We start from the raw sequence: 21,181 nt of genomic DNA on the forward strand, positions 1-21,181 counted from the left end.
GATGCCAGCTTTCCGACAAAAAACTTGATTTCCCATCCAAACATGTAATACAGATTATCATACATGTTGACAAATAACGCAGACATGTATGACATTGCAGTAACCACGAACGCTGCGATACCTGCATGAGGGAGGAATTATGATCATCACCGACGTCGAGGTCCGTGTTTTTCGCACGACGACCCGTCGCCACTCGGACAGTGCCGGTCACGCACATCCGGGTCCGGCGCATCAGGTGGAACAGGCCATGCTGACCGTCCGCACGGAAGATGGGCAGGAAGGCCACTCCTTCACCGCACCGGAGATCGTTCGCCCGCATCTCATCGAAAAATTCGTCAAGAAAGTCCTGATCGGTGAAGACCATCGCGACCGCGAACGGCTGTGGCAGGATCTTGCCCACTGGCAGCGCGGTTCGGCCGCACAGCTGACGGACCGCACACTGGCGGTCGTGGACTGCGCATTGTGGGATCTTGCCGGCCGCTCGCTCAACCAACCTGTATACAAGTTGATCGGCGGTTATCGCGACAAGGTGCTGGCCTATGGCTCCATCATGTGCGGTGACGAGCTGGAAGGCGGGCTGGCGACGCCGGAAGATTACGGCCGTTTTGCCGAAACGCTGGTGAAGCGCGGTTACAAGGGCATCAAGCTGCACACCTGGATGCCGCCTGTCAGCTGGGCGCCGGATGTGAAGATGGACCTCAAGGCCTGCGCCGCCGTGCGCGAGGCAGTCGGACCCGATATTCACCTGATGATCGACGCCTTCCACTGGTATTCCCGCACCGATGCGCTGGCACTGGGTCGGGGCCTGGAAAAGCTTGACTTCGACTGGATCGAAGAGCCGATGGATGAGCAGTCGCTGTCTTCCTACAAATGGCTCTCCGACAATCTCGATATCCCCGTCGTCGGCCCGGAAAGTGCGGCCGGCAAGCACTGGCACCGCGCCGAGTGGATCAAGGCCGGCGCCTGCGATATCCTGCGCACCGGCGTCAACGATGTCGGCGGCATCACCCCGGCGCTGAAGACCATGCATCTGGCCGAGGCTTTCGGCATGGAATGCGAAGTGCATGGCAACACGGCCATGAACCTGCATGTGGTGGCCGCCACCAAGAATTGCCGCTGGTATGAGCGCGGCCTGTTGCACCCCTTCCTCGAATATGATGATGGCCACGACTATCTGAAGTCGCTGTCGGACCCGATGGACCGTGACGGCTTCGTCCGCGTTCCCGACCGCCCGGGCCTTGGCGAGGACATTGATTTTACCTTCATCGATAACAACCGGGTGAGGTAACGGGCGATGAAAACGGTGCTCGCCTTTGGAGACAGCCTCACCTGGGGCGCGGACCCGGCAACGGGTCTTCGCCACCCGGTCGAACATCGCTGGCCGGAGGTTCTGGAAACCGAGCTTGCCGGAAGGGTAAAGGTTCATCCGGAAGGTCTTGGCGGGCGTACCACCTGTTATGACGACCATGCTGGCCCCGCCTGCCGCAACGGCGCGCGGGCGCTTGAGGTCGCGCTTTCGTGCCACATGCCGCTTGATCTCGTCATCGTCATGCTCGGCACCAACGACATCAAGCCGGTGCATGGCGGGCGGGCGGAAGCCGCCGTTTCCGGCATGCGACGGCTGGCGCAGATCGTCGAGACCTTCATCTACAAGCCACGAGAGGCCGTGCCGAAACTTCTGATCGTCGCACCGCCGCCCTGCGTGGAAGGCCCCGGCGGAGAACCTGCCGGCGGGCGCGATATCGAACAATCGCTGCGTCTTGCCCCGCTTTACCGCAAACTTGCGACCGAACTCGGACACGCCTTCTTCGATGCCGGATCGGTCGCCAGCGCCTCGCCGGTGGATGGCGTGCATCTGGAAGCGCTGGCAACGGCGGCAATCGGCCGGGCGCTTGTTGCACCCGTCAGAGACATTCTTGGCTGATCACGCAAAGCCTTTGGAGGAACCAGGCGCGCGTGGATCGAAACTTGGAAGGCCGTATGAACCGGCCGCATTGGGAGGAAAGATGAAACATTTTCTTGCAACCGCAGCGCTTGGCGCCTTGTTGATCGGCGCCATGCCGCTCAGTGTTTTCGCCGAAACGCCGAAAGACCAGCTTATCGTCGCCACGACCATGAGCAATATCCTGACCCTCGATCCCGCCGCCATCACCGGCCGTGAGACCGTGCAGGTTTTGAACAACGTCTATGACACACTGGTCGTGCTTTCGCCTGAAGATCGCAGTGTTCAGCCTCGCCTTGCCGAACGCTGGGAAATTGCCGAGGACCGGAAATCGATCCGTTTCCATCTGCGCGCCGATGCCAAATTCGCTTCCGGTAATGCGGTGACGGCGAAGGACGTGGCTTGGAGCCTGAAGCGCCTGCTCGCCCGCAATCTGGCGCAATCATCCTTCCTGAAAACCCGTGGCTTCAAGCTGGAGGAGGCCGACAAGCTCTTCGTTGCCGAGAACGACCAGACCTTCGTGCTGAATATTCCGAAAGCGGACGACCCCAACCTGCTCTTGATGATCCTTGGACAAAATGGTCCCGGCTCGATCATCGACAGCAAGACGGCGCTTGAGAATGAAAAAGACGGCGATCTGGGCGGCGCATGGCTGACGCTGAATTCCGCCGGCTCCGGCCCTTTCAAGCTGACCCAGTGGAAATCCAACGAATATATCATCCTCACCCGCAATGACGATTATTGGGGTGAAAAAGCCAAGATGAAACGCATCCTGATGCGCCATCTGCCGGAATCCCAGTCGCAGCGCCTGATGCTGGAAAAGGGCGATATCGACGTCGCCTACTCCTTGCAGGCCCCGGACCTGAAGTCGCTTGAGGCCGACAAGACAATCACCATCGAATCCACGCCCGGCTCCGGTTTTTATTACCTCAGCGTTTCGATGAAGGATGAGAAATTCGCGAACAAGAAGGTGCGCGAAGCACTGCGTTACCTGATCGATTACGAAGGCCTCGACAAGGCGGTGATGCCCTATTACGGCAAGCTGCATCAGCGCTCCCTCAGCACCGGCGTGATGGGTGCGCTGCCCGACGAGGGCTACAAGCTCGATATCGCAAAGGCCAAGACGCTTCTGGCTGAGGCCGGTTATCCAAATGGTTTCAAGACGACGCTGCGCGTGCTTTCGGAAGACCCGTTCATGAAGGCGGCAACGGCGATCCAGAACACGCTGGCGCAGGCCGGCATTCAGGCCGAACTGATCAGCGGCTCGGGCGACCAGATTTACGGCGCGATGCGCGAGCGTAACTTCGAACTGCTGCTCGGTCGCGGCGGCGGCGGCCAGCAGCCGCACCCGGACAACAACCTGCGCTCCATCGCCTATAATCCCAACAATGCCGACGACGCCAAGCTCACCAACTACCAGAGCTGGCGGACGAGCTTCTTCGATGAAAAGCTGAACAAGATGATCGAGACGGCGCTTGTCGAGCGCGACCCCACCAAACAGGCGAAACTCTATGAGGACCTGCAGGGCTATATGGACGAAATCGTCATGTCCATTCAGCCCTTCTCGGAAGTCATCGACACTGCCGCCTTCCGGAGCGACGTCAAGGGCATGATCGTCAGCCCCTGGCTCTCGCGGTTTGAAAGCGTCAGCAAGGAGCGGTAGTCGGTCGACATATCGACGCATGAAAAAGGCGCGGCTCACCCCGCGCCTTTTTGCTGTTAACGAGGCCTCGCAAGCCCGAAGCGTTTGACGAAAGCGGAGCATCCCCCACGCCGTCACCACTGTCCGGTTTAAAATTCTGGACACTTTATATGGCATAGAGGTTATTGGCGAACGTAGTGCGTTTTTCTCGACGTCATCCTTGGGCTTGTCCCAAAGATCTAAACACGCCAACAAAATCAAGCCGTTGCAGATCCTCGGGACAGGCCCGAGGATGACGTCGGCGTGTTTGGCGAGGTTTGCCGACCATCGGATGACACCGCTACTTCATTCGTGCCCGAAAGCTCGTCACGATCCTCAACGCCATCGCAAGAACGGACCACATATTCGTGTGATCGTCCACACAAGTCCGGCATGACGGAAGAGAGGTTTTCGCTTTGCCAGCAGCCCGAGCCCAAGGCACAATCACTACCCAGTCTCTTCTATTTTCGGCCTGCCCCATCCAAAAAAATACCCGGCACAAAGGCCGGGCAGGTAGGGAGGATGTTATTATGCGTGACGCCCCGGAGGAGGACGGTCACGGTTTTGGAGCCGTCATGCGCCTTCATATTCCAGTGAGGCGCCGATCAGTTCACGCGCATAGGGATGCGTCGCCCTATTGCCGGCGATAGCGTCGCGCGGCAGGATTTCGGTGATGTCGCCACGCAGCATCACGGCGAAACGGTCGCACATGTGATCGACGACGGCGAGATCGTGGGTCACCATGATATAGGTGAAGCCGCGTTCTTCGCGCAGGCGCTGCAACAGGTTGAGGATTTCCGCCTGCACCGAGACATCAAGCGCCGATGTCGGTTCATCGAGCAAAAGAAGCGACGGCTCGAGGATCAGCGCACGGGCAATCGCCACACGCTGCCGCTGGCCGCCGGAAAGCTGGTGCGGGAAACGATCGAGGAATGACACGGGCAGGCCGACATCGGTGATGACCTTGCGCATGCGCCCTTCACGGTCGCCGAGCTTGTGGATCGATAGCGATTCCGAAAGCACGGTGCGCACCGATTGCCGGGGATGCAGCGAGCCATAGGGATCCTGAAACACCATCTGCAACGTGCGGCAGCGCTCGATCAGCGGCATGTCGCGAACCGACTTGCCATTGATCAAGATTTCGCCGCTCCAGAAATCGTTCAGCATGGAGACGCAGCGCAGCACGGTGGATTTGCCCGAGCCGCTTTCGCCGACCAGCCCGAAGCACTCGCCGGGTTCGACGCGGAAGGACACCGAAGGCAGCACTTTCAGCGCGGTATGACCGCTGCCGAAGCTGATGGAAAGATCGCGGGTTTCGACGGAAACGGCCATTATACGTTCTCCTCCAGCCATTCGGGACGGCGATCCAGCACCGCGAGCGGCGAGCGCGAGCCGCCGATGCGCGGCTGCGCCGCCAACAGGCCACGCGTATAGGGGTGCTGCGCCTGATCGAGATCGCGCGCGGCAAGCGTTTCCACCACACGGCCGGCATACATGATGAGAACCCGGTCGCAGAAATTGCGCACGAGATTGAGGTCATGGCTGATCATGATGAGGCCGATGCCGCGATCCCGCACCAGACCGTCGAGAATATTCAACACCTGCAACCGCACCGTCACATCCAGCGCCGAGGTCGGCTCGTCGGCAATGACCAGATCAGGATCGGCAAGCAGCATCATGGCGATCATGACGCGCTGGCCCATGCCGCCGGAAATCTCGTGCGGATATTGCTCGTAGACGCGCGCGGCGTCGCGGATTTTTACCGCGTCGAGCATGGCGAGCGCCTTTTCCCGCGCTTCCGACCTCGACGCCTTGAAGTGCCGTAGATAGGTCTCCGTCACCTGCTCACCGACCCGACGAATGGGATTGAGCGAAAATTTCGGATCCTGAAGGATCATCGACATGCGTCGTCCGCGAACCTTCAGCATCTCTTTTTCACTGAGCGCGAGAAGATCGAGACCTTCGAAATCCAGCTTGTCGGCAGTGATCGTCGCTGATGGCAGGAGGCGCAGCAAGGCCCGGCCCACGGTAGATTTGCCCGAGCCGCTTTCGCCGACGATGCCCAGCCGTTCCCGGCCAAGCGTGAAGGAGATGCCGCGCACCGCCTCGGTCGGTGAACCACCGTAACGGATGCGGAGATTTTCGACGTCAAGGATTGGTTTTTCCATGGTCTTATCTCCGATTCATCTGTTTCGGATCGAGCGCATCCCGCAGGCCATCGCCTAAAAGGTTGAAGGCGAGGCTGACGGAGAGGATTGAAATGCCGGGGAAAGTCACCAGCCACCAGCTGTCAAGCATGTAGCGCCGGCCGGTGGCGATCATCGCCCCCCATTCCGGCAGCGGCGGCTGCGCGCCAAGACCGAGAAAGCCGAGGCCGGCAGCAGTCAGAATAACAGTCGCCATATTCAGCGTCAGGCGGATAAGAACTGAGGGCAGACACATGGGCATGATCGACTTGACGATAATGCGCAGTGGCGAGGCGCCCTGAAGCCGTGCGGCGGCGATATAATCCGCTTTCCGAAACGTCATGGCCTCGGCGCGCGCAAGACGCGCGATCGGCGGCCACGAGGTGAGCGCAATCGCGATGATCGCATTATTGAGGCTCGGCCCCAGCGCCGCCACGAAGGCGAGCGACAGGATGAGGCTCGGAAACGACAGGAAGATATCCGTGATGCGCATCATCACCGTATCGAACTTGCCGCCGAGATAACCGGAGGCCGTACCGACCAGAAGGCCGACCGGACCGACGATGATCGACACCAGCGAAATGATGGTGAGCGTGATGCGTGCTCCCCACAGCAGGCGGCTGTAGATATCGCGTCCCAGTTCGTCCGTGCCGAAGAAATGGCCGTTGCCCGGCGGTTGCAGGGTCTTGGTCAGATCCTGCACGTAAGGATCGTGCGTCGCGAGCCACGGCGCGAAAACGGCCGAAACGACGAGAAGCAGCAATATCAGCAGACCGAAGGCTGATGTCGGGCTTTTCAGCAGGAAGATGACAATGTTCTTCAGCGCGTTCAACGGCACCGGAAGACGAGAGGATGTTTCTGCACGAGCCGTCATCAGCGGGTCCTCGGATCGAAAAAGCGATAAAGAATGTCGGACAGGAGATTGAGCCCGATGAAGATGACGCCGACGATAAGCACGCAGGTCATCACGGCATTCATATCGCCGATGATAAGATTGCTAGTGAGATATTGCCCGAAACCCGGCCAGGCGAACACGGTCTCGATGAGCACCGCGCCTTCCAGCAGCGAGCCGTAAGCAAGGGCGATGATGGTGACCAGCTGCACGCGGATATTGCCGAAGGCATGCAGCCACACCGTCTGCCGCTGCGACAGGCCTTTGACGCGCGCGGTCGTCACATATTCCTGGCCCAGCTGATCCAGCATGAAGCTGCGCGTCATGCGGGTGATATAGGCCGAGGAGGAATAACCGAGCAAAGCGGCGGGCAGGATGAGGTGGTTGATCGCCGACCAGAACACTTCCATGTCTCCCGCCAGCAGGCTGTCGATCAGCAGAAAGCCCGTCCGTTCTTCCACGAGACCAATATAGAACTGGTCCATGCGACCACCGCCGCCGACAAGACCGAGATGGGCGTAAAAAACGATCAGCGCGATCATGCCCGTCCAGAAAATCGGCATGGAATGGCCAAACAGGCTGAGAACGCGCACGAGATGGTCCTGCCAGCGGTCTTTCTTGACGGCGGCATAGACGCCCATGGGGATGCCGAGGCCCGCGCCGATCAGGATCGCGAAGGTCGCAAGCTCCATCGTCGCCGGCATGACCCGGATGATATCCTCGATGACCGGGCGGCCCGTGCGGATCGAGGTTCCGAAATTGCCGGTGAACACGTCGCCGAGATAATAGATGAACTGCTGCCACAGCGGCCGGTCGAAGCCGAGCGCATGAAAAACCTGTTCATAGGTTTCGCGCGTCGCATCCTCGCCGACGATGGCCCGCACGGGATCGGCAGGCATCAGGCGGCCAATGAAAAAGGTCAGCAGCAACAATCCGAGCAGCGTGACCGCAATACTTCCGATCTGGCCGGACAGGCCATACAGCGAAAGACGTCTTTTTGACATGGTTCCTCCCTTGCCAGAAGTCGACCGGCGCGAAGAACAAAGGCACGATCCTGTCTGACAACTATCGATAAGTTGTCACAGGTGTTGAAAGCTGTCAAGCAAGCAAGCTGTGAAATCTGTGCTGGGACTTATTTCGAAATAGGGAAAGGCCGTCAGGGGCGAAGCGACCCTGCTGGGTTGCTACCGGGTTGGCAGGCGGAGGATTCTTTGAAAGCACTTCCATTGGAGGTCATTCCACCCGAAACAAGCCGGGATCGAATCCAAATGGGATTTTAGGTGGGCATAAAAGCGCGCTCACAGCGCGGATGTACCACAACGTCAAACCCGTCCGTAACCACAGCAATGAAATAAGCTCACTCACTCCGCTGCTGTGCGCGAGCGCAGAAGCACCTTGTAGCGTTCAAGACTGCCGCGCAGATGCGCCGCCATATATTGGCGCGCGGCATCGGCATCACCTTCGATGATGGCGTCGACAATCCTCGCATGCTCCTCCTGGAGATGCAGATTATAGTCCTTCGGACGCGCGCCGGGTGCAGCACCCTGCAATTCCCCGCGAGGAATGATGCCGGAGCGGATCAGCTGAAGAAATTCCGGGAAACGCCGGTTCTGCGTCGCCTGAGCAATCGCCAGATGGAATTCGAAATCGGCATCGCGTGTTGGCAGCCCCGCGGCGAGACAATCACCAATCTGCCGATGCGCATCGACAATCGCCTCCACCTGCACGGCGGAACGGCGCGATGCCGCAAGCCCGGCGGATTCAACCTCGAAAACCGTGCGCAATTCCAGCAATTCGATCACCGAGGAAATCCGCCCGACAGCCAGATCGTTGAAAGGCAGTTCCTTGGCCGGTTTCGTTTCCACCGCAAAAACGCCCGCGCCCTTGCGGGCTTCAACGAGACCATCGGCGCGCAGAATGGCGATGGCTTCGCGCACCACGGTGCGGCTGACGGAATATTCACGCGTGAGCGCGCTCTCGCTCGGAAGACGGTCACCGGGGAGGAACACGCCTTCCGACAAATCCCGTCTCAGTGCAGAACTGATTTTCGCCGCGAGCGATACCCCCTGCTTCGTGCTCTCAACGTCCATTCCAGCCCACCTGTTTTTAACCTGTCTGGCATGTTAGCAAACACCCGCAACATTGCAAGGGCCGGGGCGCCTTGACGACTGGCTGCCTTGCCTGCTCCTCGCGGTCATCCATCTTGGGCGAAGCCTTGCGCCAGCCAGAATACCCTGTCACGAACGATATCAAATCAACCCAGACGCTCGATAAGAAATTTCCAACTCTTGCAAGAAAACGATATACATTATACAATAACATATATTAATTTAGAACAACAGGAGATGCTGATGAGCGCCGTCAAGATCAACGAGCGTCTAACCGTAGCCGGCCAGCCGGAGATCGCCGATTTCCCTTCACTCTCCGCTCAAGGCTATAGAGGCATCATCAACGCTCGACCGGATGGAGAAGACGCCGGCCAGCCGGGCAACATGCGGGAAAAAAGCGCCGCCGGTACGGCAGGTCTGACTTACAGCTTCATTCCGGTGACCGGACCGACCATGACCGAGGCCGATATTCGGGCCTTCCAGCAGGCGATGGCCGCGGCCGACGGCCCTGTTTTTGCCCATTGCAAAGGCGGTACCCGCGCGTTGACACTCTACGTGCTCGGCGAAGCGCTTGACGCGCGTATACAGCAAAGCGAAATCGAGGCTTTCGGCAGGACGCATGGTTTTGACCTGTCCGGCGCGGTTCGCTGGCTGGAACGGCGGACTTTGGCGACGCCGCACGTCAAGGCATTCTTCGATCCACGTACATCCAGCCTGCAATACGTCGTCTCGGACCCAGCGACCGGACGCTGCGCCATTATCGACCCCGTCTATGATTTTGATGAGAAATCCGGCGCGACGGGCACGATGAATGCCGATGCCATTCTGGCCTATGTCGAAAGCGAGGGCCTTTCGGTAGAATGGATACTCGATACCCATCCGCATGCCGACCATTTTTCTGCCTCCCATTATCTGAAACAGAAAACCGGCGCGCAGACCGCCATCGGCGCAAAAGTTACCGGCGTGCAAAAGCTCTGGCAGGCGAAATACAATTGGCTCGACCTTGAGACCGATGGCTCGCAATGGGACCGGCTGTTTGAAGCAGGTGACAGGTTCAACATCGGTTCGCTGGAAGCCCGCGTGCTGTTTTCCCCCGGCCACACGCTGGCTTCCGTCACCTATGTGGTGGGCGACGCCGCCTTTGTGCATGATACGGTTTTCATGCCGGATTCCGGCACCGCGCGCGCCGATTTTCCAGGCGGCAGCGCCAGGGAGCTTTGGACTTCCATTCAGGATATCCTTGCCCTTCCTGACGAAACACGGCTTTTTACCGGTCATGACTACCAACCCGGCGGTCGCGCGCCGAAATGGGAAAGCACGGTCGGAGAACAGAAACGCAACAATCCGCATCTGGCCGACATGACGGAAGAAGGCTTCATCCGTCTGCGCGAAGCTCGGGATCGCACCTTGCCGATGCCCAAGCTCATTCTGCACGCATTGCAGGTCAATATCCGAGGCGGCCGTCTGCCGGAACCGGAGGCCAACGGCAAACGCTACCTCAAATTCCCGCTCGATGGGCTGGAGGGCAGCACATGGTGAAGGACAATATATGGCAACAGGCTCCGCGCATCACCGAAATCCCCCTGCCCGCCATGGAAGAACGCGCCGTCGAAGTTGCGCTGCTTTTAAAGACACTCGCCCATCCCGCCCGGCTGATGCTGGCCTGCACACTGGCGCAGGCAGAATTTTCCGTCGGCGAACTGGAGGCGAAGCTTGATATTCACCAGCCCACGCTTTCCCAGCAGCTTGGCGTGCTGCGGGAAGCGGGTGTTGTCGAAACCCGGCGCGAAGCCAAGCAGATTTTCTACCGGATGAGCGAGACGAAAGCGGCCCAGCTTATCGAAGCTCTCTACGCCATATTCTGTGCGCCGGAGGCGGCCGCGTGAGCCCCTATTGGCCCTCGCTTTTCGGCGGCATGCTTCTCGGTCTTGCATGCATCCTTCTGTTTCTGTTCAACGGCCGCATCGCCGGCATCAGCGGTATCATGGGCAGGATGCTCGGCCGGGAGCGGCGTCTCGCCGATCTGGCGTTCGTGGCCGGCCTGCTGGCCGGGCCTTATCTTTACGCCGCCGCATTTGGCCGACTTCCCGCAGTAACCATAGTCGCACCGTGGCCACTGATCATCATTGCCGGCCTGCTGGTGGGTTTCGGCACGCGCATGGGCTCCGGCTGCACCTCCGGCCACGGCATCATGGGGCTGGCGCGATTTTCCCGGCGCTCCATCGCCGCAACCGCAACCTTCCTGATGAGCGGCATTCTTGCTGCAACAATAACGGGAGCCCTGTCATGAAAAATCAAGCCATGGCGCGTGTGGCGCTTGCATTGGTCGCAGGAGCACTGTTCGGTTTCGGCCTGTCGCTCTCCGGCATGGTCGATCCGGCCCGTGTTTCAGGTTTTCTCGACATGGCGAGCGACCATTGGGACCCCAGCCTGATGTTTGTTCTTGGCGGCGCAGTCTCGGTCGCCGTGCCGGGTGTTCTGCTCAGCCGTTTTATTGCCAGGCCGGTTCTTGCTGAAGACTTCAGCCTTCCGGCAAAAACCCGCATCGACCGGCCCCTCATCCTTGGTTCAGCCATTTTCGGCATCGGTTGGGGGCTTGCCGGTTTCTGCCCCGGCCCGGCATTGTCGGCTTTCGCTCTCGGGCTTTTGCCGGTCATTCTTTTCGTCTGCGCCATGATTGCAGGCATGTTGGCGCATGATCGCCTCCTGGCAAAAGAGCCGTAGCTCAACCGGTCAACGTTCATACGACAAGCATGATAAAGATGGCCTGCGCGGGTGGCAAAGCACCCGCGCGAAGACCTTCGACTACAGGTCGATCAGGCTCTTGCCCGTCATTTCCGGGGGCAGCTGCACGTTCATCAGTTGCAGCAAGGTGGGCGCAACATCGGCAAGAATGCCGTCATGCAGCTTTGCACCCTGCGGGCCGCCAAACAGGATCACCGGCACCGGATTGGTGGTATGCGCCGTGTGCGGGCCGCCGGTCACAGGGTCAACCATGGTTTCGCAATTACCATGGTCGGCAATCACCAGCATCGCGCCGCCGACTTTTTCCAGAGCAGCAACGACCGCGGCAAGTCCGCGATCCACAGCTTCGCAGGCCTTGATCGCCGCTTGCAGATCACCTGTATGGCCGACCATGTCCGGATTGGCGAAATTGGTGACGATCAGATCATAACCCTTGCCGATCGCCTCGACGAATTTCTCCGTCACTTCAGGCGCACTCATTTCCGGCTGCAGATCATAAGTCGCGACCTTCGGAGACTTCGGCATGAAGCGGTCTTCGCCCACCTCCGGCTCTTCCTTGCCGCCATTCAGGAAGAAGGTAACATGCGGATATTTTTCGGTTTCGGCGAGACGGAACTGCGTCAGCCCTTGTTTTGCAACCCATGCGCCCAGCGTATTGGCGATATCGCGCTTCGGATAGGCCGTCGTCATGAAAGCAGCGTGCCGGGTGGAATATTCCACCATGCCAAGCAATGCCGAAAGCACCGGCTTTTCACGGGCAAAACCATCAAAATCATCCGCACCGATGGCAAGCAGGATTTCACGGGCGCGGTCGGCGCGGAAATTCAGGCAGAACAACCCGTCGCCGGCCTTGAAACCCTCATAACCATCGATCACCGTCGGCAGGATGAATTCATCTGTCACATTGTTCTTGTAGCTCTGCGCGACCGCGCTCACCGCATCCGACGCATGTTCGCCCTTGCCGAGAACCATGGCGTCATAGGCCTTTTCAACGCGCTCCCAGCGGTTGTCGCGATCCATCGCATAATAACGGCCAATCACGGTGCCGATGCTGGCGCCTTGCGGCAGGCTCGCCACGAGCGCTGCCACAAAATCTTCTGCCGATTGCGGCGCAACATCGCGGCCATCGGTGATGGCATGCACGACGACCTTCACACCGTGGCTGATCATCAGCTTCACCGCCGCCTGGCCGTGGAGAATATGGCCATGGACGCCGCCATCGGAAACGACGCACATCAGATGCGCTACGCCGCCCGCGGTCTTTACCTTGGCGGCGAAATCAAGCATCGCCGCATTGCGGAAAAAGCTGCCATCTTCGATCGCCAGATCGATCTGGCCGAGATCCATGGCAACGATGCGGCCGGCACCGATATTGGTATGGCCGACTTCGGAATTGCCCATCTGCCCGGTGGGCAGGCCGACATTCGGGCCGAAAGTGGTCAGCGTCGCATTCGGACAGGTGGCGAAAAGCCGGTCCATGGTGGGCGTGTTCGCCAGAACAGGCGCATTGCTGGATTTGTCCTCGCTTAAGCCCCAGCCATCGAGAATAGTCAGGACAACGGGTTTGGGAGTGCGCATGGGAGGACCTTCTTCTTCATTCGGTTGCCGGCGGACAGCGAAGCGTTGGGCACCGGAGCGCCCCCGTCCGCCACTATGATCATGATGAGAAAACACGGCTTCTCGTTCTTTCTCTTCTATACCCGAAGATCGCGAACGCAAGCCTATACCGACACCGAAACAGTTCCGTGAAGCCGGAGTGCTTCACGGAAAAAAAGCTTTCAGCCGTCGATGAAGATCAGAGCCGGCTTTTCCAACAGCGCTTTGATGGCCTGGATGAAGACGGCGGCATCCCAGCCGTCGACAACCCGGTGATCGAAGCTGGACGACAGGTTCATCATCTTGCGCGGCACGAAGCGCGTTCCATCCCAGACTGGCCGCATCATGATCTTGTTGACGCCGATGATCGCCACTTCAGGATGGTTGATGATGGGTGTCGAAACCACGCCGCCCAATGCCCCGAGCGAACTGATGGTGATGGTGGAGCCCATCAGTTCTTCCCGATGCGCCGTGCCGGTACGGGCAGCTTCGGCAACGCGTGCGACTTCGTCTGCACATTGCCAAAGGCCGAGCGTTTCGCTGTGGCGCACAACCGGAACGGTGAGGCCGGACGGTGTCTGCGTGGCGATGCCGATATGGACGGCTTCGTAATGACGGACGACACCGTTCTCATCATCGAAAGTGGCATTCATGCCGGGATGATCGGCCACTGCTTTCACCAGAGCGCACATCAGAAACGGGAGGATCGTCAGTTTCGGCTGTCCGGAACGACGATTGCCGTTCATGGTCGCGCGCAAATCCTCCAGATCGGTCACGTCGACTTCCTCGACATAGGTGATGTGCGGAATACGGGAGGCGGAGAGCACCATCTTCTCGGCGATCTTGCGCCGCAGCCCCGTGACCTTCACTTCCTCGACGGCGCTGTCGTGGGGCGCTACGTGTTCGGGGCGTTCCGGCCGTCCCCGCACGGTTAAGAACCCATCGAGATCGGCATGGGTGATATGCCCGTCCGGCCCAGTTCCCTTGACCTTTGTGAGATCAATATCGAGATCGTCGGCACGCTGACGAACAGCGGGAGACGCCAGCGGTTTATGATGCGGTTCGGCTGGAAGTGGCGGCGGCGAATCCTCGGCGGGACGCGCAGCCGGCTGGGTTTCAACTGGTGGCGGTGCTTCCGTCATATCCGCCGGCGCTTCCGCTTCCGGCGCGTTGCCCTCGGGAGCGGCAGCAGAGACATCGGTTTCGATGCGGACGAGTGGTGCTTTCACCGGCACGGTGTTTCCGACCGTCACGGCCAGCCAGGTGACGATGCCCGCCACCGGCGACGGAATTTCGACCGTCGCCTTGTCAGTCATCACGGCGGCCAGCACCATGTCCTCATGCACCGGATCGCCCGGTTTGACGTTCCATTCCACCAGTTCGGCTTCAGCAACGCCTTCGCCGACATCGGGCATTGTAATGGTATATTCCGCCATAATCAGGCCTCCATGACTTCGACAAGTGCGCGCCCGACGCGGGCGGGTCCGGGAAAATAGTCCCATTCCTGCGCATGCGGGTAAGGCGTATCCCAACCGGCGACACGAACGACGGGAGCCTCCAGATGATAGAAACAATGTTCCTGCACCAGTGACACCACCTCTGCCCCGAAGCCGGAGGTCAGCGTCGCCTCATGCACCATGACGCAGCGGCCGGTCTTGGAGACGGATTTGACGATACTATCGAGATCAAGCGGCAGCAGGCTCCGCAGATCGATGATCTCGGCATCCACACCGGTTTCTTCCGCTGCCGCCAGCGCCACATGCACCATGGTGCCATAAGCGATGACGGTGACAGCGTTTCCGGGGCGGCGGATTTCGGCCTTGCCGATGGGGATGGTGTAGTGCCCTTCCGGCACCTCGCTCATCTCGTGCTTGGACCACGGTGTTACCGGCCGGTCGTGATGACCGTCGAAGGGACCGTTATAGAGTCGCTTCGGCTCCAGAAACATCACGGGATCGGGGTCTTCGATCGAGGCGATCAACAGCCCCTTGGCATCATAAGGGTTGGAGGGAACAACCACCTTCAGCCCGCAGACATGGGTGAAAAGCGCTTCCGGGCTCTGGCTATGCGTCTGCCCGCCGAAAATACCGCCGCCAGTCGGCATTCTGAGCACGATCGGGCAGGTGAAATCGCCATTGGAGCGATAACGAATGCGCGCCGCCTCCTGGGTGATCTGATCATAGGCGGGATACATGTAATCGGCGAACTGGATTTCGACACAGGGCCGCAAGCCATAAGCGGCCATGCCGATGGCCGTGCCGACAATGCCGGATTCGCTGATTGGTGCGTCGAAACAGCGGGTTTTTCCGTATTTCCCCTGCAGTCCCTGCGTGGCGCGGAAGACGCCGCCGAAATAACCCACATCTTCGCCGAACACCACGACATCGTCGCTGCGCTCCATGGACACATCCATGGCGCTGCGGACGGCTTCAATCATCGTCATTCTTGCCATGTCTTACCATCCTGCCTTCTGGCGCTGGCGGGCGAGATGCGGCGGCATCTCCTCGTAAACGCCTTCGAAAATATCCTTTTTCGGCGGTTTTTTGCCTTCATGCAGCGTGCCGTGGCTTTCCGCCTCGCGCTGCGCTTCAAGCACTTCGTCGGCGATTTCCGCCTCCGCCTGCCGGTGCCGCTCTTCCGACCAAACACCGCGCAGGGTGAGATGTTTCTTGAGCCGAAGAACCGGGTCGCCCAGCGGCCAGGCTTCGGATTCGGTCTTGGGGCGATAGGCGCTTGGATCATCCGAGGTGGAATGGGCACCGACGCGATAGGTCACATATTCGATCAGCGTCGGGCCGAGATTGCGGCGCGCCCGCTCCACGGCCCAGCGCGCCACGGCATAAACGGCGAGATAATCATTGCCATCGACCCGGAGTGCGGGAATGCCGAAGCCCAGCCCGCGCGCCGCAAATGTGCCGGAACCACCGCGCGCGATGCCCTGAAAGGTGGAAATGGCCCATTGATTGTTGACGATATTGAGGATGACCGGGGCCTTGTAGGTGGAGGCGAAGACCAGCGCGGAATGAAAATCCGACTCTGCCGTCGAACCGTCGCCAATCCAGGCGGCCGCAATCTTCGTATCGCCCTTGATGGCCGAGGCCATCGCCCAGCCGACCGCCTGGACATATTGTGTGGCAAGATTGCCGGAGACGGTGAAGAAGCCATGCTCCTTCGAAGAATAGAGAACCGGCAATTGCCGCCCGTGCAGCGGGTCAAGCTCGTTGGAATAGATCTGGTTCATCATTGTGACGAGCGGATAGTCGTCGGCGATCAACAGCCCCGCCTGCCGGTAGGTCGGGAAATTCATGTCGCCCTTGGAAAGCGCCTTGCGGAAGGCGCAACTGACCGCCTCCTCCCCCAGATGCTGCATGTAAAACGAGGTTTTGCCCTGCCGCTGCGCCATCAGCATGCGGGCATCGAAAGCTCGAAGCCGCATCATGTTTTTGAGGCCGACCAGCAATTCCTCGTCCGAAAGCAGCCCTGCCCACGGCCCGACAGCCTCGCCCTGATGGTTGAGAACGCGGATGATCGAATAAGCGAGATCGCGCATGCTTTCCGGCGCTGCATCCACATCCGGGCGCGGCACGGAGCCGGCCTTGGGTATCTTCACATTGGAGAAATCCGGCTCCCCGCCGGGCCGCACCGCAGGCTCTGGAACATGCAGGCTGAGATGTGGCGTTTCGGTTATATCCATTCTACTCCTCCCATCACGGTCTCCTCCAGACCGCGAAACAATCCTCACAGGTTCCGAGCGATCACCATGCGCTGGACATCGCTTGTCCCCTCGTAAATCTGGCAAATGCGCACATCGCGATAAATCCGCTCCACCGGATAATCCGCCATGTAACCGTAGCCGCCGTGAATCTGGATGGCGTCCGAGCAGACGCGTTCGGCCATTTCGGACGCGAAGAGCTTGGCCATCGAGGCCTCCGAAAGACAGGGCTCACCCGCTTCCTTCAACGCCGCCGCATGCAGCACCAGCTGCCGCGCCGCCGTAATGCGCGTCGCCATATCCGCGAGGCGAAACGCCACCGCCTGATGTTCGATGATCGCCTGTCCGAAAGCCTTGCGCTCGCGGGCATAATCCCGCGCCGCCTCGAAGGCGGCCTGCGCCATGCCGACCGCCTGCGCAGCGATACCGATGCGGCCGCCTTCCAGATTGGCAAGCGCGATCCGATATCCCTGCCCTTCTTCGCCCAGCCGCAACTCGGCCGGAACCACCATGTCGGTAAAGGCAATCTGGCAGGTATCCGAAGAATGAAGGCCGAGCTTCTCCTCGACCCTGATCACCTCGTAACCCGGCGTATCGGTCGGCACGATGAAGGCGCTGATGCCCTTTTTGCCCGCCGCCACATCTGTGACGGCAAAAACGATGACGACATCGCCATTCTTGCCTGACGTGATGAACTGCTTCGCGCCGTCGAGAATATAGCGGTCGCCGTCTCGCCGCGCCCGGGTCTTCAGATTGGAGGCATCGGAGCCTGCCTGCGGTTCGGTGAGCGCAAAACCGCCGATCCATTCGCCGGAAGCCAGTTTCGGCAGGAAACGCTGTTTCTGGTCTTCCGTGCCGAATTTCAGGATCGGCACGCAGCCGACCGAATTATGGACGCTCATGATGGTGGAACAGGCGCCATCACCGGCGGCGATCTCCTCCAGCGCCAGCGCATAGGCCACGGCACCGGTTTCCGACCCACCATAGTCTTCTGAGACCAGCATTCCAAGGAAACCGAGGTCTCCCATCTCTTTCAGCTCGTCTTTCGGGAACCGGCTTTCCCGGTCACGCGCGGCGGCGCCAGGGGCGAGCCGCTCGCGGGCGAAATCGCGGGCCATGTCCCTGATCTGCTGCTGGGCGTCATTCAGGATCATCGCCGCCTCCCTTAATGCCGCTCAATGCCGAGCGCAGTTGCTTCACCGCCGCCGATACAGACTGCGGCCACGCCGCGCTTCAACCCGTGACGCTGCAGGGCGGCCAGCAGGGTGACAACGATCCTCGCGCCGGAAGCGCCGATCGGATGGCCGAGCGCGCAGGCCCCTCCATGCACATTCACCTTCTCATGCGGCAGATCGAGATCGCGCATCGCCGCCATCGCCACCACGGCAAAGGCCTCGTTGATTTCGAACAGATCGACATCCTTCGCCGTCCAGCCGGTTTTATCGAACAGCGTTTTCATCGCGCCGATGGGAGCTGTTGGATATCCGGCAGGGGCATCCGCATGGGAGGCCTGACCGATAATGGTCGCCAGCGGCGAAAGGCCCCGCCTTTCCGCTTCGGAGCGACGCATGAGAACGAGAGCGGCCGCACCATCGGAAATAGAACTGGAATTGGCCGCCGTCACCGTTCCGCCATCGCGAAAGGCGGGCTTCAGCTGCGGAATTTTTTCCGGCCTTGCCTTGCCCGGTTGCTCGTCAACAATAACATCACCGACAGGCGCTATTTCCGCCTCGAACGCTCCCTCCGCGATGGCACGACGCGCCCGTTCCAGCGAGGCGAGCGCATAATCATCCTGCATGGCGCGGGTAAATTGGTAAGCTTCAGCGCAATCTTCCGCAAAAGTGCCCATCAGCCGACCCTTGTCATAGGCGTCTTCGAGACCGTCGAGAAACATATGGTCGATGACCTTGCCGTGGCCGAGACGATAACCATTTCGGGCACGATCCAGCAGATAGGGCGCATTGCTCATGCTTTCCATGCCGCCCGCAAGCACGATGGAAGAGCTTCCCGCCGCGATCTGGTCATGGCCCAGCATGATCGCCTTCATGCCCGAGCCGCACATCTTGTTGATGGTCGTTGCGCCAATCGAATTGGGAATGCCGGCGGCAATGGCTGCCTGTCTGGCGGGCGCCTGCCCCTGCCCGGCCGTAAGCACACAGCCCATCAATACATCGTCAATATCAGAAACCGAAACAGCAGCCCGTTCGACGGCCGCACGGATCGCCGCGGCCCCAAGATCGGGTGCCGCCACCGATTTGAATTCGCCCTGGAACCCACCCATAGCAGTACGGGCGGCCCCGACGATCACGACAGGGTCATGCACAGCCAAATTCACCTCCCTTGGGCATTCTCTCGCTTGAGAAAACGACCGTCATCGCGATCTCCTCCAGACCTCGACAAAAGCATCGGACCGAAAAGTGTGCCGCGGTTTTCGGATAATCCGATACCAAGCAAAAACCTAGAGCGGTCCATCGCTCTAGGTGAACGCTATCACCAACTCGAATTCATTTCAAAGCTATTTTGATTGACAGTTTTTTGATTGACGATATCTTTGATCCAACAATTAGTCATATCATAGAGCAAATGATCCATGATTGAGCTCGACAGTTTCGACCGCAAGATTCTGCATGTGCTCGGCGATGACGGGCGGGTGAGCTGGCGCGATCTGGCAGCCCGCATCGGCCTCTCCTTCACGCCAACGCTGCGCCGCGTGCGCAAGCTGGAAGAGGAAGGCATCATTCGTGGCTATACCGCCGTGTTCGATGAGAACCGGCTGCTCGGTAATATGGGCGTCTTCATCTCCGTCACGCTGGAACGGCAGATCAAGGAAGCGCTGACGACCTTCGAACACCATGTCGCCTCCATTCCCGAGGTCGTGGGCGGTTACCAGACCAGCGGCAGTTCCGATTATCTGATCCACGCTATGGTGCGGGACCTGCCGCATTATCAGGAGCTACTGGATTTCCTGACCACGGTTCCCGGCGTGTCGCGCATCCAGTCCAATTTCGCCATCAAGACATTCGTGCGCCGTTCCGCCGCCTTCACCGGAGGTGACGCGCAGTAAAAATGAGGGTTGCCGGCGCGGAGGAGGTGCCGGCAACTGACAAAAGGGACGGCAAACACCGTCCGGAGGAGGAGACGCGATGAGTTTGAACCTCGCCGCCATTTTCGATGCCGATCTCGGCCCGGAAATCGCAGCATTGCGTGACAGCGCAAGTGCATTCGCAGACGATAAAATCGCCCCGCTGGCGGCAGAAATAGACCGCGACGACCGTTTTCCACGCAAGCTCTGGCCAGAGATGGGTGAGCTCGGTCTGCACGGCATCACCGTTTCGGAAGAATTCGGCGGTGCCGACATGGGTTATCTCGCCCATTGCGTGGCGATGGAGGAAATAAGCCGGGCTTCGGCTTCCATCGGCCTTTCCTATGGCGCTCATTCCAACCTCTGCATCAACCAGATCCACCGCTGGGGAACGCAAGAGCAAAAGCACAGATATCTGCCGAAGCTGGTCTCGGGCGAACATGTCGGTTCACTCGCCATGAGCGAGACGGAAGCCGGCTCGGATGTCGTGTCGATGCGGCTGAAGGCGGAACGCAGAGACGATCGCTATGTGCTGAACGGCGCAAAAATGTGGATTACCAATGGTCACGAGGCCGATACGCTGGTGGTTTACGCCAAGACGGATATGTCCGCCGGCCCGCGCGGCATCACGGCCTTCCTGATCGAAAAGGGATTCAAGGGGTTTCGCCCGGCCCAGAAACTCGACAAACTCGGCATGCGCGGCTCACCCACATCAGAACTGGTGTTCGAGGATTGCGAGGTGCCGGAAGAAAACATTCTCGGCCGCCTCAATGACGGCGTGACGGTGCTGATGAGCGGGCTGGATTACGAGCGGGCCGTGCTGGCCGCCGGTCCGGTCGGCATCATGCAGGCGGCCATCGACCTAGTGCTGCCCTATGCCCGCGAGCGCAAACAATTCGGCAAACCCATCGGCGAATTCCAGCTGGTGCAGGGCAAGATCGCCGATATCTACTCGTCCATGAATGCGTCGCGTGCCTATGTCTACGCCGTGGCCCGTGCCTGCGACAATGGCCGCATCACAAGGCAGGACGCGGCCGGCGCTATCCTCTTTGCCGCCGAGCGGGCGACACAGGTGGCGCTGGATGCGATCCAGCTTCTCGGCGGTTCCGGCTATGTCAATGAAAGTCCGGCCGGACGGCTGCTGCGCGACGCCAAGCTTTACGAGATCGGTGCCGGCACCAGCGAAATCCGCCGGATGCTGATCGGCCGCGAACTGGTTAAGGGCAACGGGTGAGAA

Annotated in this window: 20 protein-coding genes; 9 read left to right on the plus strand and 11 right to left on the minus strand. The window is 59.8% G+C overall.

Annotated elements, in window-relative coordinates; genetic code table 11:
- The first annotated feature begins 139 nt into the window (after nucleotides 1-139).
- From FCH38_RS10510 to FCH38_RS10520, 3 genes are all read left to right on the plus strand, one after another.
- Nucleotides 140-1,288: a mandelate racemase family protein gene (locus tag FCH38_RS10510; protein WP_174373718.1), complete on the plus strand. Its 1,149-nt coding sequence runs from the start codon at nucleotides 140-142 to the stop codon at nucleotides 1,286-1,288.
- A 6-nt stretch (nucleotides 1,289-1,294) separates the two neighbouring features.
- Complete coding sequence (locus FCH38_RS10515) at nucleotides 1,295-1,924, plus strand: SGNH/GDSL hydrolase family protein (RefSeq protein WP_174373719.1); 630 nt, start codon at nucleotides 1,295-1,297, stop codon at nucleotides 1,922-1,924.
- A gap of 82 nt (nucleotides 1,925-2,006) precedes the next feature.
- Nucleotides 2,007-3,605, plus strand: a complete 1,599-nt coding sequence (locus FCH38_RS10520; protein ID WP_174373720.1) for an ABC transporter substrate-binding protein — start codon at nucleotides 2,007-2,009, stop codon at nucleotides 3,603-3,605.
- Between the two features lie 591 nt (nucleotides 3,606-4,196).
- Here FCH38_RS10520 and FCH38_RS10525 read toward each other — a convergent pair.
- From FCH38_RS10525 to FCH38_RS10545, 5 genes are all read right to left on the minus strand, one after another.
- Nucleotides 4,197-4,955 carry an ABC transporter ATP-binding protein gene (locus tag FCH38_RS10525; protein ID WP_174373721.1) on the minus strand — a complete coding sequence of 253 codons (759 nt, stop codon included), beginning with the start codon at nucleotides 4,953-4,955 and terminating at the stop codon, nucleotides 4,197-4,199.
- A complete protein-coding gene (locus FCH38_RS10530) occupies nucleotides 4,955-5,791 on the minus strand; it encodes an ABC transporter ATP-binding protein (RefSeq protein WP_174373722.1) in 837 nt (278 codons plus the stop codon). Before FCH38_RS10530 ends, FCH38_RS10525 begins: the two co-directional genes overlap by 1 nt.
- A 4-nt stretch (nucleotides 5,792-5,795) precedes the next feature.
- The gene (locus FCH38_RS10535) at nucleotides 5,796-6,683 is read right to left on the minus strand and encodes an ABC transporter permease (RefSeq protein ID WP_174373723.1); all 888 of its coding nucleotides are present in this window, start codon (nucleotides 6,681-6,683) and stop codon (nucleotides 5,796-5,798) included.
- Nucleotides 6,683-7,705: an ABC transporter permease gene (locus tag FCH38_RS10540; protein ID WP_149899325.1), complete on the minus strand. Its 1,023-nt coding sequence runs from the start codon at nucleotides 7,703-7,705 to the stop codon at nucleotides 6,683-6,685. The genes FCH38_RS10535 and FCH38_RS10540 overlap by 1 nt, the downstream gene beginning before the upstream one ends.
- A 357-nt stretch (nucleotides 7,706-8,062) precedes the next feature.
- The gene (locus FCH38_RS10545; protein ID WP_174373724.1) at nucleotides 8,063-8,791 is read right to left on the minus strand and encodes a FadR/GntR family transcriptional regulator; all 729 of its coding nucleotides are present in this window, start codon (nucleotides 8,789-8,791) and stop codon (nucleotides 8,063-8,065) included.
- 261 nt (nucleotides 8,792-9,052) lie between these two features.
- On the opposite strand from FCH38_RS10545, the gene blh reads away from it, so the two are divergent.
- From blh to FCH38_RS10565, 4 genes are read left to right on the plus strand one after another with little or no spacing between them, the layout of a single operon-like run.
- On the plus strand, nucleotides 9,053-10,348 hold the full coding sequence (gene blh / locus FCH38_RS10550) for a bifunctional sulfur transferase/dioxygenase Blh (protein WP_174373725.1): 1,296 nt from the start codon (nucleotides 9,053-9,055) through the stop codon (nucleotides 10,346-10,348).
- Nucleotides 10,342-10,695, plus strand: a complete 354-nt coding sequence (gene bigR, locus FCH38_RS10555) for a sulfite-sensing transcriptional repressor BigR (RefSeq protein ID WP_153514597.1) — start codon at nucleotides 10,342-10,344, stop codon at nucleotides 10,693-10,695. The genes blh and bigR overlap by 7 nt, the downstream gene beginning before the upstream one ends.
- Complete coding sequence (locus FCH38_RS10560) at nucleotides 10,692-11,099, plus strand: YeeE/YedE thiosulfate transporter family protein (protein ID WP_174373726.1); 408 nt, start codon at nucleotides 10,692-10,694, stop codon at nucleotides 11,097-11,099. The genes bigR and FCH38_RS10560 overlap by 4 nt, the downstream gene beginning before the upstream one ends.
- Nucleotides 11,096-11,533, plus strand: a complete 438-nt coding sequence (locus FCH38_RS10565) for a DUF6691 family protein (protein WP_174373727.1) — start codon at nucleotides 11,096-11,098, stop codon at nucleotides 11,531-11,533. Before FCH38_RS10560 ends, FCH38_RS10565 begins: the two co-directional genes overlap by 4 nt.
- An 81-nt stretch (nucleotides 11,534-11,614) precedes the next feature.
- Here FCH38_RS10565 and gpmI read toward each other — a convergent pair whose 3' ends face one another.
- The 6 genes from gpmI to FCH38_RS10595 all read right to left on the minus strand — a co-directional run bounded on the left by gpmI (nucleotide 11,615) and on the right by FCH38_RS10595 (nucleotide 19,191).
- On the minus strand, nucleotides 11,615-13,132 hold the full coding sequence (gene gpmI, locus FCH38_RS10570; protein ID WP_174373728.1) for a 2,3-bisphosphoglycerate-independent phosphoglycerate mutase: 1,518 nt from the start codon (nucleotides 13,130-13,132) through the stop codon (nucleotides 11,615-11,617).
- Nucleotides 13,133-13,332: 200 nt separating this feature from the next.
- Nucleotides 13,333-14,586 (minus strand): dihydrolipoamide acetyltransferase family protein, encoded by a 1,254-nt coding sequence (locus tag FCH38_RS10575; protein WP_174373729.1) that lies wholly within the window; start codon nucleotides 14,584-14,586, stop codon nucleotides 13,333-13,335.
- A gap of 2 nt (nucleotides 14,587-14,588) precedes the next feature.
- The gene (locus FCH38_RS10580) at nucleotides 14,589-15,602 is read right to left on the minus strand and encodes an alpha-ketoacid dehydrogenase subunit beta (RefSeq protein ID WP_174373730.1); all 1,014 of its coding nucleotides are present in this window, start codon (nucleotides 15,600-15,602) and stop codon (nucleotides 14,589-14,591) included.
- A 3-nt stretch (nucleotides 15,603-15,605) separates the two neighbouring features.
- Nucleotides 15,606-16,844: a 3-methyl-2-oxobutanoate dehydrogenase (2-methylpropanoyl-transferring) subunit alpha gene (locus FCH38_RS10585; protein WP_149899334.1), complete on the minus strand. Its 1,239-nt coding sequence runs from the start codon at nucleotides 16,842-16,844 to the stop codon at nucleotides 15,606-15,608.
- 44 nt (nucleotides 16,845-16,888) lie between these two features.
- Entirely contained in the window at nucleotides 16,889-18,016 is a 1,128-nt protein-coding gene (locus tag FCH38_RS10590) for an acyl-CoA dehydrogenase family protein (RefSeq protein WP_153514588.1), read from the minus strand.
- Nucleotides 18,017-18,027: 11 nt separating this feature from the next.
- Entirely contained in the window at nucleotides 18,028-19,191 is a 1,164-nt protein-coding gene (locus FCH38_RS10595; protein WP_153514587.1) for an acetyl-CoA C-acyltransferase, read from the minus strand.
- Nucleotides 19,192-19,452: 261 nt separating this feature from the next.
- Here FCH38_RS10595 and FCH38_RS10600 point away from each other — a divergent pair, with 261 nt between their 5' ends.
- Both FCH38_RS10600 and FCH38_RS10605 read left to right on the plus strand, forming a co-directional pair.
- On the plus strand, nucleotides 19,453-19,926 hold the full coding sequence (locus tag FCH38_RS10600) for an Lrp/AsnC family transcriptional regulator (RefSeq protein WP_153514585.1): 474 nt from the start codon (nucleotides 19,453-19,455) through the stop codon (nucleotides 19,924-19,926).
- Nucleotides 19,927-20,005: 79 nt separating this feature from the next.
- On the plus strand, nucleotides 20,006-21,178 hold the full coding sequence (locus tag FCH38_RS10605; protein WP_153514583.1) for an isovaleryl-CoA dehydrogenase: 1,173 nt from the start codon (nucleotides 20,006-20,008) through the stop codon (nucleotides 21,176-21,178).
- Nucleotides 21,179-21,181 lie beyond the last annotated feature (3 nt).

The organism is Agrobacterium tumefaciens, from assembly GCF_013337285.1.
Taxonomy (GTDB): domain Bacteria; phylum Pseudomonadota; class Alphaproteobacteria; order Rhizobiales; family Rhizobiaceae; genus Agrobacterium; species Agrobacterium burrii.

Excerpts from the sequence above, each read along its gene's own strand:
- FCH38_RS10510 (WP_174373718.1), top strand. The coding sequence starts at position 140 with ATGATCATCACCGACGTCGAGGTCCGTGTTTTTCGCACGACGACCCGT.
- FCH38_RS10515 (WP_174373719.1), top strand. The coding sequence starts at position 1,295 with ATGAAAACGGTGCTCGCCTTTGGAGACAGCCTCACCTGGGGCGCGGAC.
- FCH38_RS10520 (WP_174373720.1), top strand. The coding sequence starts at position 2,007 with ATGAAACATTTTCTTGCAACCGCAGCGCTTGGCGCCTTGTTGATCGGC.
- FCH38_RS10525 (WP_174373721.1), bottom strand. The coding sequence starts at position 4,955 with ATGGCCGTTTCCGTCGAAACCCGCGATCTTTCCATCAGCTTCGGCAGC.
- FCH38_RS10530 (WP_174373722.1), bottom strand. The coding sequence starts at position 5,791 with ATGGAAAAACCAATCCTTGACGTCGAAAATCTCCGCATCCGTTACGGT.
- FCH38_RS10535 (WP_174373723.1), bottom strand. The coding sequence starts at position 6,683 with ATGACGGCTCGTGCAGAAACATCCTCTCGTCTTCCGGTGCCGTTGAAC.
- FCH38_RS10540 (WP_149899325.1), bottom strand. The coding sequence starts at position 7,705 with ATGTCAAAAAGACGTCTTTCGCTGTATGGCCTGTCCGGCCAGATCGGA.
- FCH38_RS10545 (WP_174373724.1), bottom strand. The coding sequence starts at position 8,791 with ATGGACGTTGAGAGCACGAAGCAGGGGGTATCGCTCGCGGCGAAAATC.
- blh (WP_174373725.1), top strand. The coding sequence starts at position 9,053 with ATGAGCGCCGTCAAGATCAACGAGCGTCTAACCGTAGCCGGCCAGCCG.
- bigR (WP_153514597.1), top strand. The coding sequence starts at position 10,342 with ATGGTGAAGGACAATATATGGCAACAGGCTCCGCGCATCACCGAAATC.
- FCH38_RS10565 (WP_174373727.1), top strand. The coding sequence starts at position 11,096 with ATGAAAAATCAAGCCATGGCGCGTGTGGCGCTTGCATTGGTCGCAGGA.
- gpmI (WP_174373728.1), bottom strand. The coding sequence starts at position 13,132 with ATGCGCACTCCCAAACCCGTTGTCCTGACTATTCTCGATGGCTGGGGC.
- FCH38_RS10575 (WP_174373729.1), bottom strand. The coding sequence starts at position 14,586 with ATGGCGGAATATACCATTACAATGCCCGATGTCGGCGAAGGCGTTGCT.
- FCH38_RS10580 (WP_174373730.1), bottom strand. The coding sequence starts at position 15,602 with ATGGCAAGAATGACGATGATTGAAGCCGTCCGCAGCGCCATGGATGTG.
- FCH38_RS10585 (WP_149899334.1), bottom strand. The coding sequence starts at position 16,844 with ATGGATATAACCGAAACGCCACATCTCAGCCTGCATGTTCCAGAGCCT.
- FCH38_RS10590 (WP_153514588.1), bottom strand. The coding sequence starts at position 18,016 with ATGATCCTGAATGACGCCCAGCAGCAGATCAGGGACATGGCCCGCGAT.
- FCH38_RS10600 (WP_153514585.1), top strand. The coding sequence starts at position 19,453 with ATGATTGAGCTCGACAGTTTCGACCGCAAGATTCTGCATGTGCTCGGC.
- FCH38_RS10605 (WP_153514583.1), top strand. The coding sequence starts at position 20,006 with ATGAGTTTGAACCTCGCCGCCATTTTCGATGCCGATCTCGGCCCGGAA.